The organism is Massilia paldalensis (genome assembly GCF_044901715.1).
Lineage (GTDB): Bacteria > Pseudomonadota > Gammaproteobacteria > Burkholderiales > Burkholderiaceae_D > Telluria > Telluria paldalensis.
The window spans coordinates 545156-561565 of sequence record NZ_JBJCIU010000002.1 but is presented as its reverse complement, the minus strand read 5'-3'; the positions used below and the strand labels follow the sequence as shown (position 1 = coordinate 561565).

Below are 16410 nucleotides of genomic sequence, written 5' to 3'. Positions count from 1 at the left end.
CCCCGCCTGGGCGGGGTCGTCGTCATGGCGCGGGCGCCGCTCAGGTCGCGGACTTGGCCGCGTCCGGCTTGGCCGCCGTCTTCGGCTTGGCTGCCTTGTCTTCCGGCTTCGCTGCGGCGGCCTTCGCCCCGTCGGCCTTCATGGCGGCGCCTTCCTTGGCCACGCCGTTGACCTGCAGGCCGGCTTCGGACAGCTTGGCGGCGCGCTTGTCGCCCACGCCCTTGACGCGCTTCTGGAAGTCGGCCCAATCCTTGAAGGGACCCGACTTGGCGCGTTCGTCGAGGATCGTCTTCGACATGCTCGGGCCGATGCCCTTGACGCCGTCCAGGGCGGCCGCGTCGGCCTTGTTGACGTCCACCTGGGCGAACGCGAACCCCGTCGATGCGACGAGCATGGCGACGGCAAGCAGCAGTTTCTTGATCATCTGGTTTTCTCCGTTAGCGTGGTTGAGGCGGCAAATGCCGCCCGCCACGATAACGCGTTGAGCGAACCGGACGTTGACGCCCTTCAGGCGCCGCCGTCGTTGCTGCGGCGGCGTTGCGCGAACAGCTCGTCGCGGGTGACGGTCGCCGTGCCCAGCTTGCCGACGACGATGCCGCCGGCGCGGTTGGCGGTGGCCAGCGCCTCGTCCAGCGGGGCGCCCGCGCCCAGCATGGCGGCCATGGTCGCGATCACGGTGTCGCCGGCGCCGGAGACGTCGAACACCTCGCGCGCGTCGGCGTGCACGTGCAGCACCTCGTCGGCCGTGTACAGGCTCATGCCCTCTTCCGACCGGGTCAGCAGCAGCGCCTGCAGGCCCAGTTCCTCGCGCATCTGCTGGGCCTTCTCGGTGAGCTGCTCCTCGCTCTTCCAGTTGCCGACGATGCGCTTCAGTTCCGACTTGTTCGGGGTCAGCATGGTGGCGCCGCGGTAGGGCGTGAAGTCGTCGCCCTTCGGGTCGACCATGACGATCTTGCCGGCCGCGCGCGCGGCGGCGATCATCTCGGCCACGTTGACGAGGCTGCCCTTGTTGTAGTCGGACAGGATGATCACGTCGTAGTCCGGCAGCAGCGCCTTGAACTGGGTCAGCTTGTCGCGCAACACGGTTTCCGTGGGCGTGTCCTCGAAATCGATGCGCACCATCTGCTGCTGGCGGCCGATGACGCGCAGCTTGATGATGGTGGAAATCGCGGCGTCGCGCTTGAGGTAGCTGTCGATGCTCGATTCGTGCAGGATCTGCTCGACCGAGTCGCCGGCCTCGTCGCTGCCGACGACGCCCAGCAGGCCGCAGCGGGTGCCGAGGGCGGCGGCGTTGCGTGCCACGTTGGCGGCGCCGCCCAGGCGTTCCTCGCGGCGCTCGATGCGCACGACGGGCACCGGTGCTTCCGGCGAGATGCGCGAGACGTCGCCGAACCAGTAGCGGTCGAGCATGACGTCGCCGACGACGAGCATGCGCACGCCCTCGAGGTGCGGCGCCTCGGCCTGGCGGTAGCTGTCGGCCGGCAGGAGGCGGCTGGGGACGATGTTGGATGGGTGATTGGATGCGTTATTGCTCATCTTCGGCTCAGTTCATGACATTCAGTTCTTCCGTGCGGCGCGGCGGGTAGGTTTCCCACTTGTTGCAGCCCGGGCAATGCCAGTAGTACTGGCGCGCCTTGAAGCCGCAGTGGCTGCACTGGTAGCGCGCCAGCTTCTGGGTATAGCCGTGCACGAGGTTCTTCACCATCGACAGCTCTTCCCATACGTCGGCCGGCGCATCCATCATGCGCGCCTCGAGCAGCTTGTCCAGGCCCAGCAGCGTCGGATTGCGGCGCAGCTCTTCCACGACCAGCTGTTTGGCCGCTTCCACGCCATCGAGTTCGATGACGGCCTTGAACACGACCTCGATCAGATCAATGGACGACGCTTCCTCGAGGTAGGAGCGCAGCAGGTTCACGCCTTCTTGCGGGCGGCCGACCTTGCGGTAGCCGTCCATCAGGCGGGTGGCGACGAGGGCCGCGTGCGGCACGCTCTGCTGCTCCACGCGGCGCCACATCTTGAGCGCGCCTTCGATGTCGTTCTGGGCGACGAGGGCGTCGCCGTACAGCATCGTGGCGCGCACGCTCTTGCGATCGGCCTGCAGCGCCTTGTCGAGCAGGGCCTTGGCCTCGTCCGGATGCAGCTGCACCAGCGCGTCCTGAGCCAGCTCGCAATAGAACTGGGCGATCTCGCGGTTCATCGCGCCGGCGCCGGACTCCTGCAGGCCCTCGGCGGCGGCGATCGCGCGGCGCCATTCCTTTTCGCGCTGGAAGATTTCCAGCAGCGCGCGCCGCGCCTGCACGCCGTACTGCGTGTCGACGAGGAGGTTGAAGGTTTCCTCGGCGCGGTCGAGCAGGCCCGCCTTCAGGTAGTCCATGCCCAGCTCGTACTGGGCATGCACCTGCTGCTCGATCGGCAGGTCGGGACGCGACAGCAGGTTCTGGTGGACGCGGATGGCGCGCTCCGTCTCGCCGCGGCGGCGGAACAGGTTACCCAGGGCAAAGTGCATGTCGGCCGTTTCCGGGTCCAGCGTGACGATCTCGATGAAGGCATCGATCGCCTTGTCCGGCTGCTCGTTGAGCAGGAAGTTCAGGCCCTTGAAGTAGCCGCGCGGCAGGCTGCGCGATTCGGAGACGAGTTGCTTGATGTCGACCCGGGCGGCGATCCATCCGAGCGCGAAGAAGACGGGGATGCCGAGCAGCCACCAGATTTCAAATTCCATGTGCTTGTATTGTTATTAGTGTGTTCGTATTAGCCGCGCGGCGCCACGCCATCCGGCGGCGGTGCGCTGGCCGCGGTGCCGGCGGCGGTCTGCAGGGCCTGGATCGTGTCCTTGTGCTGCGAGCTTTCGCGGCGGTGGCGGAAGACGGTCGGGGTCACGGCCAGGATGCCGAGGAAGGCGCCGGCCACGAAGAAGGCCAGCAGCATCAGCACCAGCGGACCGCGCAGCTCGTAGCCGAGGAAGAAGTTCAGGTCCACCTGGTGGGTATTCTTGAGGGCGAAGCCGAAGAACAGGACGAACAGGATGCATCCAACGATGGTAGAGACGAGTTTCATCGGCAAATCCTGTCAGGGAGACTAAAGGCGCAGTGTCGCATATTCGAAACCATTATTGAATACCGGCGGCAAACCGTCGCCCCTGCGAAGGCAGGGGTCCGATTTCGCCGAGCAGATTATAAGCGTTTCGCCGCAGGGCCATGGGGGTGCGGTAGTTTCTTGATGTAACGACTTTGGCACGTGAGCTTGGGCACCTGCCTTCGCAGGGGCGACGTACGAACGGTGCGGGCATAAAAAAAACGGCATCCCAAGGGACGCCGTTTCGGTCCGCACGAGGCAGACGACTTCAGTCTTCGATGATCGGTTGCCCGACCATCGCGTCGACCCGTTCGCGCAACTGCTTGCCCGGCTTGAAGTGGGGTACCCGTTTTTCGGGGACCATCACCTTGTCGCCGGACTTCGGATTGCGTCCGATGCGGGGCGGCCGGCTGTTCAGGGCAAAGCTGCCGAAACCGCGGATCTCGATGCGCTGGCCGCTCGCCAGGGCGCCGGTCATCGCGTCGAGTATCGTTTTCACGGCAAACTCGGCATCTTTTGCCACCAACTGGGAATAACGCTCAGCCAGTCGGTTGATCAGCTCGGACTTGGTCATCTGCTCACACTCGGGTTAGCTTATTGCTTGTCGAACTTGGCCTTCAGCAGTGCGCCCAGCGAGGTGGTGCCGGTGGCAGCGCTGTTGTCCGAAGCCAGCTTCTGCATGGCTTCCTGGGTGTCGGCGTTGTCCTTGGCCTTGATCGACAGCTGGATGCTGCGCGCTTTACGATCGATGTTGATGACCAGGGCTTCGACCTTGTCGCCCACTTTCAGGTGGGTGCCGGCATCTTCCACGCGGTCGCGCGAGATTTCCGAAGCGCGCAGGTAGCCTTCGACTTCGTCGTTCAGCGCGATGACGGCGCCTTTCGGCTCAACCGACTTCACGGTGCCGGTGACCAGGGTGCCCTTGTCGTTCAGCGAAGCGAAGTTGTTGAACGGGTCGCCTTCCAGCTGCTTCACGCCCAGCGAAACACGCTCGCGCTCGACGTCGATGGCCAGGACCACGGCTTCCAGCTCGTCGCCCTTCTTGAACTTGCGCACGGCTTCTTCGCCGGCTTCGGTCCACGACAGGTCCGACAGGTGCACCAGGCCGTCGATGTTGCCCGGCAGGCCGATGAACACGCCGAAGTCGGTGATCGACTTGATCAGGCCCTTGACCTTGTCGCCCTTCTTGTGGGTCATGCCGAAGTCGTCCCACGGATTCGCCTTGCACTGCTTCATGCCCAGCGAGATACGACGACGCTCTTCGTCGATTTCCAGGACCATGACTTCGACTTCGTCGCCCAGCTGGACAACCTTGTTCGGAGCCACGTTCTTGTTGGTCCAGTCCATTTCCGAGACGTGCACCAGGCCTTCGATGCCCTGCTCGACTTCCACGAACGCACCGTAGTCGGTCAGGTTGGTGACCTTGCCGAACAGGCGGGTGCCTTGCGGGTAGCGACGCGACAGGCCGGTCCACGGATCGTCGCCCAGTTGCTTGACGCCCAGCGAGACGCGGTTCTTCTCTTGATCGTACTTCAGGACCTTGGCGGTGATTTCCTGGCCGACGGTCAGCACTTCCGACGGGTGACGCACACGACGCCATGCCAGGTCGGTGATGTGCAGCAGGCCGTCGATGCCGCCCAGGTCGACGAACGCACCGTAGTCGGTGATGTTCTTGACGACGCCGGTGACGACGGTGCCTTCCTTCAGCGTTTCCATCAGCTTCGCACGCTCTTCGCCCATCGATGCTTCGATGACGGCGCGACGCGACAGCACGACGTTGTTACGCTTGCGGTCCAGCTTGATGACCTTGAATTCCAGGGTCTTGCCTTCGAACGGGGTGGTGTCCTTGACCGGACGGGTGTCGACCAGCGAACCCGGCAGGAATGCGCGGATGCCGTTGGTCAGGACGGTCAGGCCGCCCTTGACCTTGCCGTTCACGGTACCGGTGACGATCTCGCCCGATTCCATTGCTTTTTCCAGAGCCAGCCACGATGCCAGGCGCTTGGCCTTGTCGCGCGACAGGATGGTATCGCCGAAACCGTTTTCCAGCGATTCGATGGCCACGGAAACGAAGTCACCAACGTTGACTTCCAGTTCGCCCTGGTCATTCTTGAATTCTTCGATGGGGATGAAGGCTTCCGATTTCAGGCCGGCGTTGACGATCACGAAGTTGTGATCCAGACGTACGACTTCGGCGGAGATGACTTCGCCCGAACGCATGTCTTGACGCGACAGCGACTCTTCGAAGAGTGCTGCAAAGCTTTCCATGCCGGTATCTTGATTTGCTGCAGTAGCCATGAGATTTTGAAAGGTTAGCCAGCAGACCGACTAAACGCGATCTGAACTGGGTCAGGTTGAAACACGCCCCGGAAACCGTTCCGGGGCACCATCTGCGGAGCGTCAGCCCCCGAGCGCGCGGTACCAGGCAAGGACCTGTTCGACCGCTGCGTCGGCCGTCATGGCCGATGTATCGAGGATGTGCGCCCCTTCTGCCGGGACCAGCGGTGCCACGGCGCGCTGGGTATCGCGCGCATCGCGGGACTGCAAATCTTCCAGCAGATCGTCCATATTAGCAGAAAAACCTTTGTCAATCAATTGCTTATACCGGCGTTGCGCACGTGCCTCAACACTTGCTGTCAGGAACACTTTCAGCTGGGCAGTAGGAAAGATCACGGTGCCCATGTCGCGCCCGTCGGCCACCAGGCCGGGGGTCTGGCGGAAGCTCAGTTGCAGGCCATACAGCGCCTGGCGCACGGCCGGCAGCGCCGCGATCCTGGACGCCGTATTGCCGACCTGCTCGGCGCGGATCGCATGGGCGACGTCTTCCGTGCCCAGGTAGATGTGGGTGCCGTTGAAGCGCACCTGCAGGTGTTCGGCCACCTTGGAGACGGCATGCTCGTCGGCCAGGTCGATGCCGCGGCGGATGGCGGACAGCGCCGTCAGGCGGTACAGGGCGCCGGAATCCAGCAGGTGGAAGCCCAGGTGGTCGGCGACCTTGTGGGCCACCGTGCCCTTGCCCGAGGCGGTCGGGCCGTCGATGGTAATGACGGGAATGTTCGAATTCGGCATGTGTTTATGGTTGATTGACCGATTTGGTCATACGGATACGGTGGCGGCATTGTGATCGATGCCCCCGGCATCGATCGCCCCCGTCAGAATAATTCGTCCTTGGCGATCCCGGCAAACGTTTCGAAATAATCCGGGAAGGTCTTGGCCACGCATTTCGGGTCGTTGATGCGCATCGCGTTGCCGCGCCGCGCCTTGCCGTCCAGCGACGCCAGCGAGAAGCACATCGCCATGCGGTGGTCGTCGTAGGTGTCGATGGTGGCCGGCAGCAGTTCTTCCGGCGGCGTGACGCTGATGTAGTCCAGCCCCTCCTCCACCGTCGCGCCCACCTTGCGCAGTTCCGTCGCCATCGCCGCCAGGCGGTCCGTTTCCTTCACGCGCCAGCTGGCGATATTGCGCAGCGTGCTCGTACCGCCGGCGTACAGCGCGGCCACGGCGATCGTCATGGCGGCATCCGGGATGTGGTTGAAGTCGGCGTCGATGGCCTTCAGCACGCCATTCGACGTCGCCTCGATCCAGTTGTCGCCACGGGTGATGGTGGCGCCCATGCGCTCGAGCGCGTCGGCGAAGCGCACGTCGCCCTGGATCGAGTCCTTGCCCACGCCTTCCACGCGCACGGGGCCGCCGGCGATGGCGCCCGCGGCCAGGAAGTAGGAGGCGGACGAGGCGTCGCCCTCGACGTGGATGCTGCCCGGCGTCCGGTACTGCTGGCCCGGCTGCACGGTGAACGAGGACCAGCCGTCCTGGTCGACCGTCACGCCGAAGCGGCGCATGAGGTTCAGCGTGATCTCGATGTACGGCTTGGAGATCAGTTCGCCGACCACGTCGATGGTGATCGCGTGGTCCTTCGCCATCAGCGGCGCCGCCATCAGCAGGGCCGTCAGGAACTGGCTCGACACGTTGCCGCGCACGGCCATGCGGTTGGCGACGATGTGGCCGCGGCGGATGCGCAGCGGCGGATAGCCGGGGTTGCCCGTGTACTCGATCTGGGCGCCGACCTCGTTCAGCGCGTCGACCAAGTCGCCGATCGGGCGCTCGTGCATGCGCTCCACGCCGTGCAGCGTGTAGTCGCCGCCGATCACGGCCAGCGCCGCCGTCAGCGGACGGATCGCGGTCCCGGCATTGCCCATGAAGAGGTCGGCCTCGTGCACGGGCAGCTTGCCGCCGGCGCCGTGCACGACGTGGGTGCGCTCGTCCAGCTGCTCCCAGCGGATGCCGAGCGCGTGCAGCGCCTGCAGCATGACGAGGGTATCGTCCGAGGCCAGCAGGTCGTGGATCGTGGTCGTGCCTTCGGCCAGCGCCGCCAGCAGCAGCGTGCGGTTGGAGATGCTCTTCGAACCCGGCAGGCGCACCGTGCCGGCCACGCGCATGACGGGTTCCAGGTCGATGTGCTGCGGGTAGTGTTTTGCTTGTGTCATTTGGCGACTCATTGTCCTGATTCTTGTGCGGCGGCCGGCGGCTGCTCCGCGGCTTCGATCGCTTCGATCCACGCGCAACGGGCACGCTGGGCATTGGCGTACACCGCTTCCAGCGCCGGGCCGTCGGCCGCGGCGAGATGGGTGCGCAGATTGCTTAGTTGGGCCACGTAGGCATCGAGTTCCCCCAGCAGCGCATCGCGGTTGGCGAGGCTGATGTCGCGCCACATCTCGGGCGATGAGCCGGCGATGCGGGTGAAGTCGCGAAAGCCGCTGGCCGCGTACTGGAACAGCAGCTCGGCGTGGGGCTTGTTCGCGATGTCATCCACCAGCGCATAGGCGAGCAGGTGCGGCAGGTGGCTGACGGCGGCGAACACGCGGTCGTGCTCCTTGGCCGACAGCATGTGGATGATCGCCCCGCAGCGGCGCCAGGCCTCGGCCACGCGCGCCACGACGGCCCCGTCATTCTCGGGCAGCGCGCTCAAGACCACCTTCTTGCCGCGGTAGAGGTCGGGGATGGCGGCGTCCGGCCCGTTCGACTCGCGCCCGGCGATCGGGTGGCCCGGCACGAACTGGCCGATGCGTTCGCCCAGCACGGCGCGCGCGGCCGCGACCACGTCCGACTTGGTGCTGCCGGCGTCGGTGACGATGGTGTGGGCATCGAGATGCGGCAGCAGGGATGCCAGGATGGCCGCCGTCTGCGCCACGGGCGCCGCCACCAGCACCAGGTCGGCGCCGGCCAGCGCGGCGCCGGGATCGGTCGCGGCCTCGTCGACGATGCCGAGCTCCAGGGCACGGGCCAGCGCCTGCGGCGAGCGCTCCAGGCCGACGACGGTGCGCACGGCGCCGGCCGCCTTCAGGCCCAGCGCGAACGACCCGCCGATCAGGCCGGCGCCGACGATGACGACTTTATCGAACATTCAGGCCAGCGCCTTCTTCAGTGCCGCAATCAGCGCCGCGTTCTCTTCCGGCAAGCCGATCGAGATGCGCAGCCATTGCGGCAGGCCGTAGGCGCCGACCGGACGCACGATGACGCCCTGCTTGAGCAGCGCCACGTTGACGCGGCTGCCGGCCCCATCGTCGTCGCCCACCTTCACAAGCACGAAGTTGCCGTAGGACGGCACGTACTCCAGCTTGAGCTCTTCGAACGCGGCGACCAGCTGCGCGTAGCCGACGCGGTTGTTCTCGAAACCCTTTTGCAGGAAGGCCTTGTCGTTCAGCGCGGCGATGGCGGCCGCCTGGGCCAGCGAGTTGACGTTGAACGGCTGGCGCACGCGGTTCATCAGGTCCGTCACGCCCGGCTGCGCGATGGCGAAGCCCACGCGCAGGCCGGCCAGGCCGTAGGCCTTGGAGAAGGTGCGCGAGACGATCAGGTTCGGGTACTTGCGCACCCACTGGGTCGACTCGAACTGGTCCTTCGCTTCCAGGTATTCGTTGTAGGCCTCGTCCAGCACGACGACGACATGGGCCGGCACCTTGTCCAGGAAGGCCTGGATCTCGGCGGCGGGAATGAAGGTGCCGGTCGGGTTGTTGGGGTTGGCGACGTAGACGAGGCGCGTATCCGGCGCGATGGCGGCCAGCATGGCGTCCAGGTCGTGGCCGAAGCCTTTCGCCGGGGCGGCGATGCCGCGCGCGCCGACGCCCTGCGCGGCCAGCGCGTAGATGGCGAACGCGTATTGCGAGAACACGACCGATTCGCCCGTGCGCACGAAGGCGTGCGCGGCGATCTCGAGGATGTCGTTGGAGCCGTTGCCGAGCGTGATCCACTCGGCCGGCACGTCGTAGCGCTTGGCCAGCGCGGCCTTCAGCTCGAAGCCGTTGGCGTCCGGATAGCGGCCGAGCTCCGCGGCCGCCGCGATCATCGCGGCCTTGGCCGATTCCGGCATGCCGAACGGATTCTCGTTGGACGCCAGCTTGACGATGCTGGCTTCCTCGAGCCCGTATTCGCGGGCGGTTTCGGAAATGGGCTTGCCTGCCTGGTAGGGGGCGATGGCACGGATGTAGTCTGGACCGAATTGCGACATGGGATGCTCTCTAGCGTTTTCTGAAAATGGTTCGTGAAGCTTACAGGCCGACCGGATAGGAGCCGAGCACTTTGAAGAAGGCGGCATTCGCTTTCAGCTCGCCCAGCGCGAGGCCGACCGGTGCATCGTCGAGGTGGCCTTCGATGTCGACGTAGAAGTAGTACTCCCACGTACCGACGCGGGCCGGGCGCGATTCGAAGCGCGTCATCGACACGCCGTGCCTGGCCAGCGGCGCCAGCAGGTTGTACACGGCGCCCGCCTTGTTCGGCACGGCCAGCACGATCGAGGTGCGGTCCTGGCCCGAGCGGCCCGTGGCCTGGCGCCCGATCACGACGAAGCGGGTGCGGTTGTGCGGGTCGTCCTGGATGTGGGCCTGGACGACGCCCAGCTTGTACTGCTCGCCCGCCATCTCGCTGGCGATCGCGGCGACGGTCGGGTCCTGGCTCGCGAGCACGGCCGCTTCCGCGTTCGACGCCACGGCGCGGCGCTCGAGGTGCGGATAATGCTGGTTCAACCACACCTGGCACTGGGCCAGCGCCTGCGAATGGGCGCACACGACGGTCACGCCATCCATGCTGCCCGTGCTGGTCATGAGGCTGTGGTGCACGGGGATCGACACTTCGCCGCTGATGATGCTCGTGGTGGCCAGCATCAGGTCGAGCGTGCGGTTGATCGCGCCTTCCGAGGAATTCTCGACGGGCACGACGCCGTAGTCGGCGGTGCCGGCCTCGGTGGCGCGGAACACCTCGTCGATCGAGATGCAGGGCAAGCCTTCGACGGCGCTGCCGAACTGCTGGAACACGGCCTGCTCGCTGAAGGTGCCGGTGGGGCCGAGGTAGGCGACGGTGACGCGCTTTTCCAGCGCGCGGCAGGACGACATGATCTCGCGGAAGATGGTCTGCACGTCGCGGTCGTGCAGCGGGCCGGGATTGCGCTCGGCGACGCCGCGCAGCACCTGCGCTTCGCGTTCGGGACGGAACACGGGTGCCTTCGTCTCGGCCTTGACGTGGCCGACTTCCTGGGCGACCTTGCCGCGCTGGGACAGGAGATCGAGGATTTGCGCGTCGATCGCATCGATCCGGTCGCGCAGGGGTTTCAGTTTGTCTGTCATGGTATGTATTGATGCATGCATGGTGGGCACGTAGTGCCCACCCTACTGGCGTTGACCTATTGCGTAGGGTGGGCACTACGTGCCCACCGCACCGTTGATATCAACGGCCCGCGAATTCGTTCAAATAATCGACCAGGGCTTGCACGCCCTCGATCGGCATCGCGTTGTAGATCGATGCCCGCATACCGCCGACGGACTTGTGGCCCTTCAGTTGCAGCAGCCCGCGCGCCTTGGCGCCGGCCAGGAATTGGTCGTTCAGGGATTCGTCGCGCAGGTAGAACGGTACGTTCATGCGCGACCGGTTGGCCGGCGCCACGCGGTTCTCGTAGAAATCGTCGGCATCCAGCGCCGCGTACAGCAGGCGCGCCTTCTCGATATTGCGGCGCTCCATCTCGGCCACGCCGCCCATTTTCTTCAGGTGCGCGAACACGAGGCCGGCGATGTAGATCGCATAGGTCGGCGGCGTGTTGAGCATGGAGTCGGCGTCGGCCACGGCACGCCAGTTGAACACGCCGGGGCAGATGGGCAGCGCGCTGTCGAGCAGGTCGTCGCGCACGATCGCCAGCGTCAGGCCCGCCGGGCCGATGTTCTTCTGGGCGCCGGCGAAGATCACGCCGTACTTCGCCACGTCGACGGCGCGCGACAGGATGTGGGAGGACATGTCGGCTACGAGGGGCACGTCGCCTTGTGCGGTCGGCACGAAGTCGAACTCGACGCCGTCGATGGTCTCGTTGGTGCACACGTGCAGGTAGGCGGCGTCGGGCGTCAACTGCCATTCGTCCTGCGCCGGCACGGCCGTGAAGCCGTTCGCCTCGCCCGACGCGGCGACGTTGACGTTGGCGTAGCGCCGCGCTTCCTGGATCGACTTGCCCGACCACGAGCCCGTGTGGACGACGTCGATCGTCGCGGGCTGGGGCTTGCGGCCCAGCAAGTTCAGGGGCACGAGGGAATTCTGGCCCAGTCCCCCGCCCTGCAGGAACAGCACCTTGTAGTTGGACGGGATGGCGAGGAGTTCGCGCAGGTCCGCTTCGGCCTGGCGGTGGATGGCGATGAATTCGGGGCCGCGGTGGCTCATCTCCATCACGGACATGCCGCTGCCGTGCCAGTCGAGCATCTCGTCGGCGGCCTGCCGCAGCACTTCCTTGGGCAGGACGGCGGGGCCGGCGGAAAAATTGAATACCTGGTTCGTCAAAGCTGCTTCCTTACTTGCCGGTGACGTCTTGCATGCTCTCGGCCATGAATTTCTCCATGCGCGGCGCCATCACGCGGTTGCCGATCTCCATGCTGCGGCCCATCAGCTGGGGCATCTTGGCCAGCATCTTCTGGCCCAGCGGCGACGCGTAGAAGGCGGTCAGCTGGCGGATCTCGTCGAGCGTATAGGTCTCCGCGTACACGGGCACCATCTCGTTCACCATGTCGTCGATCAGGGTCGGATCGGCGAAGACGGCGTGCAGGCGCGCCTGCATCTTCGGCGCGTCCTGCTGGAACTTCTTGAGCGCCTCGGCCTTCTGCTTCTCGTCCAGCTTGGGATTGTTCTTGACGGCGGCGGCGACCGATTGCGCCATCTGCGCCGGCATGCGCTGCTCGACCTGCTGGAAGGCGGTGGCCATCGTCTCGCGCACGCGCATCGTCTCCAGCATCTTCTTGGTCGCCTCGACCACTTGCGGATCGGCGGACGGCAGCGGCGCGCCGGTCTGCGCGAACGCGGGAGCGCAGGTCACGAGGATGGCGGAAGCGATGGCGACGATGGCGTTTTTCACGGATGTCCTTGGAGGTGGCGGTGCGGGGAACTCCGATTTTCGCACGAAACTTGCAAAAAATCCTCTTCCTGGTGCGTTTTTCGGCGGCCACCCTCCATGCGGACCGAATAAACGCATCTGCCGAAAACGAAAAAAGCCGCAGGCGCTGGCGCGCTCCGCGGCTTTGGGGAGGAAGATGACGGCGCTTATTCCGGCGCCGGCTCCAGCTCGGTTTCCTCGAGGTCGGTCTCGACCACGCGCTGCAGGCCGGACAGCTTGGTGCCGTCCTCGACCGCGATCAGCGTCACGCCCTGGGTGGCGCGGCCCATCTCGCGGATCTCGGCCACGCGGGTGCGGATCAGCACGCCGCCGGTCGTGATCAGCATGATCTCGTCGGCTTCCTCGACCAGCGTGGCGGCGACGACCTTGCCGTTGCGCTCCGTCGTCTGGATCGCGATCATGCCCTTGGTGCCGCGGCCGTGGCGGGTGTACTCGGCGATCGGGGTGCGCTTGCCGAAGCCGTTCTCGGTGGCGGTGAGCACCGACTGGTGCTCGTTCTCGGCCACCAGCAGCGCGATCACGTTCTGGCCTTCGTCCAGGTTCATGCCGCGCACGCCGCGCGCAGTACGGCCCATCGGGCGCACGTCGTTCTCGTCAAAGCGCACGGCCTTGCCGGCGTCCGAGAACAGCATCACGTCGTGCTTGCCGTCGGTGAGCGCGGCGCCGATCAGGAAGTCGCCCTCGTCCAGGTCGACGGCGATGATGCCGGCCTTGCGCGGGTTGCTGAAGTCCTTCAGCGGCGTCTTCTTGACGGTGCCCAGGCTCGTCGACATGAACACGTAGTGGTCTTCCGGGAAGCTCGAGTTCTCGCCCGACAGCGGCAGGATCACGGTGATCTTCTCGCCGTCCTGCAGCGGGAACATGTTCACGATCGGCTTGCCGCGCGAGTTGCGCGAACCCTGCGGCACTTCCCACACCTTCAGCCAGTACATGCGGCCGCGGTTGCTGAAGCACAGCATGTAGTCGTGCGTGTTGGCGATGAACAGCTGGTCGATCCAGTCCTCGTCCTTGGTCGCCATGGCCTGCTTGCCGCGGCCGCCGCGCTTCTGGGCGCGGTACTCGGAGATCGGCTGCGACTTCATGTAGCCCGTGTGCGACAGCGTGACCACCATGTCCTGCGGCGTGATCAGGTCTTCCGTATCGAGGTCGGACGCGTTGTGCTCGATGGCCGAGCGGCGCGTGTCCTTGCCGTTCTCGGTGTAGTCGGCACGGATCTGGCCCATCTCGTCCGTGATGATGCTGGTGACGCGTTCCGGGCGGGCCAGGATGTCGAGCAAGTCGGCGATGTGGGCCATCACTTCCTTGTACTCGTTGACGATCTTGTCCTGCTCCAGGCCGGTCAGGCGCTGCAGGCGCATCTGCAGGATTTCCTGGGCCTGCTCGTCGGACAGCTTGTACAGGCCGTCGGCCTGCATGCCGTAGTGCTTCGGCAAGTGCTCCGGACGGAAGGCCTCGATGCCGCCGGAGGCGCCCATCTCGGTACGGGTCAGCATCTCGCGCACCAGGGACGAATCCCAGGCGCGCTGCATCAGTTCCGTCTTGGCGACCGGCGGGGTCGGCGCGGCCTTGATGATGGCGATGAAGTCGTCGATGTTCGCCAGCGCGACGGCCAGGCCTTCCAGCATGTGGCCGCGTTCGCGCGCCTTGCGCAGTTCGAACACGGTGCGGCGCGTGACCACTTCGCGGCGGTGCGACAGGAACGCTTCCAGCATCTGCTTCAGGTTCAGCAGCTTGGGCTGGCCGTTCACGAGCGCGACCATGTTCATGCCGAAGGTGTCCTGCAGCTGGGTCTGCTTGTACAGGTTGTTCAGCACCACTTCCGGCACTTCGCCGCGCTTCAGTTCGATGACGACGCGCATGCCCGATTTATCGGACTCGTCGCGGATATCGGAAATGCCTTCGAGCTTCTTGTCGCGCACGTTCTCGGCGATGCGCTCGAGCAGCGACTTCTTGTTGACCTGGTACGGCAGCTCGTCGACGATGATCGCGATGCGGCCGCCGTCCTTGCCGTACTCCTCGAAGTGGGTCTTGGCGCGCATCACCACGCGGCCGCGGCCCGTGCGATAACCGTCGCGCACGCCCGAGACGCCATAGATGATGCCGGCGGTCGGGAAGTCCGGGGCCGGGATCAGCTCGATCAGTTCGTCGATGGTGCAGTCCGGGTTCGCGAGCACGTGCAGCGCGCCGGCGATGACTTCGGACAGGTTGTGCGGCGGGATGTTGGTGGCCATGCCGACCGCGATGCCGGACGAGCCGTTAATCAGCAGGTTCGGGATCTTGGTCGGCAGGACCGTCGGCTCCTTTTCCTTGCCGTCGTAGTTCGGCTGGAAGTCGACGGTGTCCTTGTCGATGTCGGCCAGCAGTTCATTCGAGATCTTGTCCAGGCGGCACTCGGTGTAACGCATCGCGGCGGCGGAGTCGCCGTCGATCGAACCGAAGTTGCCCTGCCCGTCGACCAGGGTGTAGCGCAGCGAAAAGTCCTGGGCCATGCGCACCAGGGTGTCATAGATCGACGCGTCGCCGTGCGGGTGGTACTTACCCATCGTGTCGCCGACCACGCGGGCGCACTTCAGGTAAGGCCGGTTCCACACGTTGTTCATCTCGTGCATGGCGTAGAGCACGCGGCGGTGCACGGGCTTCAGGCCGTCGCGCACATCCGGCAGAGCACGGCCCACGATCACGCTCATCGCGTAATCGAGGTAGCTCTTGCGCATCTCTTCTTCCAGGGAAATTGGAACTGTTTCTTTTGCGAATTGATCCATTGGCGGGTCGACTGCTTTCAGGCTGTGATTGTGGATTTCAAGCCCATGATTTTACCACGCGCGCTATACCAGCAGCACATTTTCCAGGCAAGCCCCGCCCGATACCGAAAGCGCACAATTAACGGTTTGACACATGCTTGTCATAAACCTTCGTCAAGCTTGCACGCTGTTCACAACACGTTGTTGCGCAGAAACAACGAGGCCAAACGCGTGCACCGTAATTAAGCAGGCGTTGGTCGTACGGATGGTGTGTGTGTGGCAAAATGGCCGAGAAGTTAATTGCTTGTTTCACAATGCGAAACAAACCGGCCCGGGCAGATGTTAATATTCTGCTCACACAATGCGCTCGCGTAATGGCGTCGACATGATCGACAACTACTGACGTGCGGTTTCGCATCGCGAAGATTTTACCGAAAGGAAGAAAAAATATGAATAAATTGGCAACCCTCGTGTTCGCAGCCACGGCAGCGATGGCCGGCAGCGTCTACGCGCAGAGCGCACCGCCGTACGCGCCTCTGTCGACCGACATCCAGGCCAACAAGCCGTACAGCGCCTACGTGCAGGACGCCCGCGGCGTGATCGTCCGCACTCCTTTCGGTCTGTGCGTGCGCACCGGCTACTGGACCCCGGCCGACGCGGTCCCGGGCTGCGACGCGCCGCTGTGCGTCGAGCCGGAACGCCTGGAAAACGGCAAGTGCGTCGCCCCGCCGCCGCCGGCAGCACCGGCTCCGGAAGCCCCGGCTCCGGTCACCGCACCGGCTCCGGTCCCGACCTCGGAAAAAGTGAGCTACTCGGCTGACGCCTTCTTCGACTTCGACAAGGCCGTCCTGAAGCCGGCCGGCCAGGCGTCGCTGGACGACCTGGTCTCGAAGCTGAAAGACATCAACCTGGAAGTGATCATCGCCGTCGGCCACACCGACTCGGTGGGCACCGATGCCTACAACCAGAAGCTGTCGGTGCGCCGCGCCGAAGCCGTCAAGGCCTACCTGCAGGGCAAGGGCGTGGAATCGAGCCGCATCTACACCGAAGGCAAGGGTGAAAGCCAGCCGGTCGCGGACAACAAGACCGCCGAAGGCCGCGCCAAGAACCGCCGCGTGGAAATCGAAGTCGTCGGTACCCGCAGCACCCAGAAGTAATCCCGGCCTCGCCGAACGAAACCCC

At 65.1% G+C, this 16410-nt stretch carries 15 protein-coding genes; 1 reads left to right on the top strand and 14 read right to left on the bottom strand.

The window, feature by feature from the left end; translation table 11 throughout:
- Window positions 1-40: 40 nt before the first annotated feature.
- The 14 genes from ACI1V7_RS12265 to gyrA all read right to left on the bottom strand — a co-directional run bounded on the left by ACI1V7_RS12265 (window position 41) and on the right by gyrA (window position 15249).
- A complete protein-coding gene (locus ACI1V7_RS12265) occupies window positions 41-424 on the bottom strand; it encodes a ComEA family DNA-binding protein (protein ID WP_404532032.1) in 384 nt (127 codons plus the stop codon).
- 83 nt (window positions 425-507) lie between these two features.
- Window positions 508-1536 (bottom strand): D-glycero-beta-D-manno-heptose-7-phosphate kinase, encoded by a 1029-nt coding sequence (gene rfaE1, locus ACI1V7_RS12260; protein WP_404532031.1) that lies wholly within the window; start codon window positions 1534-1536, stop codon window positions 508-510.
- Window positions 1537-1543: 7 nt separating this feature from the next.
- Complete coding sequence (gene lapB, locus ACI1V7_RS12255; RefSeq protein ID WP_404532030.1) at window positions 1544-2719, bottom strand: lipopolysaccharide assembly protein LapB; 1176 nt, start codon at window positions 2717-2719, stop codon at window positions 1544-1546.
- A 29-nt stretch (window positions 2720-2748) separates the two neighbouring features.
- Window positions 2749-3054 (bottom strand): LapA family protein, encoded by a 306-nt coding sequence (locus ACI1V7_RS12250; protein ID WP_404532029.1) that lies wholly within the window; start codon window positions 3052-3054, stop codon window positions 2749-2751.
- A 286-nt stretch (window positions 3055-3340) separates the two neighbouring features.
- Complete coding sequence (locus ACI1V7_RS12245; RefSeq protein ID WP_056450593.1) at window positions 3341-3646, bottom strand: integration host factor subunit beta; 306 nt, start codon at window positions 3644-3646, stop codon at window positions 3341-3343.
- A gap of 20 nt (window positions 3647-3666) precedes the next feature.
- The gene (gene rpsA / locus ACI1V7_RS12240) at window positions 3667-5370 is read right to left on the bottom strand and encodes a 30S ribosomal protein S1 (RefSeq protein WP_290411744.1); all 1704 of its coding nucleotides are present in this window, start codon (window positions 5368-5370) and stop codon (window positions 3667-3669) included.
- 102 nt (window positions 5371-5472) lie between these two features.
- A complete protein-coding gene (gene cmk, locus ACI1V7_RS12235) occupies window positions 5473-6141 on the bottom strand; it encodes a (d)CMP kinase (RefSeq protein WP_404532028.1) in 669 nt (222 codons plus the stop codon).
- 83 nt (window positions 6142-6224) lie between these two features.
- Complete coding sequence (gene aroA / locus ACI1V7_RS12230) at window positions 6225-7556, bottom strand: 3-phosphoshikimate 1-carboxyvinyltransferase (RefSeq protein WP_404532027.1); 1332 nt, start codon at window positions 7554-7556, stop codon at window positions 6225-6227.
- A gap of 8 nt (window positions 7557-7564) precedes the next feature.
- Window positions 7565-8473: a prephenate dehydrogenase gene (locus ACI1V7_RS12225; RefSeq protein WP_404532026.1), complete on the bottom strand. Its 909-nt coding sequence runs from the start codon at window positions 8471-8473 to the stop codon at window positions 7565-7567.
- A complete protein-coding gene (gene hisC, locus ACI1V7_RS12220) occupies window positions 8474-9577 on the bottom strand; it encodes a histidinol-phosphate transaminase (RefSeq protein WP_404532025.1) in 1104 nt (367 codons plus the stop codon).
- Between the two features lie 40 nt (window positions 9578-9617).
- Window positions 9618-10688, bottom strand: coding sequence for a prephenate dehydratase (pheA, locus tag ACI1V7_RS12215; protein WP_404532024.1), 1071 nt, complete (start codon window positions 10686-10688; stop codon window positions 9618-9620).
- Window positions 10689-10788: 100 nt separating this feature from the next.
- The gene (gene serC / locus ACI1V7_RS12210; RefSeq protein WP_404532023.1) at window positions 10789-11880 is read right to left on the bottom strand and encodes a 3-phosphoserine/phosphohydroxythreonine transaminase; all 1092 of its coding nucleotides are present in this window, start codon (window positions 11878-11880) and stop codon (window positions 10789-10791) included.
- A 10-nt stretch (window positions 11881-11890) separates the two neighbouring features.
- A complete protein-coding gene (locus ACI1V7_RS12205; protein WP_404532022.1) occupies window positions 11891-12448 on the bottom strand; it encodes a DUF2059 domain-containing protein in 558 nt (185 codons plus the stop codon).
- Window positions 12449-12633: 185 nt separating this feature from the next.
- Window positions 12634-15249, bottom strand: a complete 2616-nt coding sequence (gene gyrA, locus ACI1V7_RS12200) for a DNA gyrase subunit A (protein WP_404532021.1) — start codon at window positions 15247-15249, stop codon at window positions 12634-12636.
- 428 nt (window positions 15250-15677) lie between these two features.
- Between gyrA and ompA the strand changes: the two genes are divergently transcribed.
- Window positions 15678-16385, top strand: coding sequence for an outer membrane protein OmpA (gene ompA, locus ACI1V7_RS12195; RefSeq protein ID WP_404532020.1), 708 nt, complete (start codon window positions 15678-15680; stop codon window positions 16383-16385).
- Window positions 16386-16410: the final 25 nt, after the last annotated feature.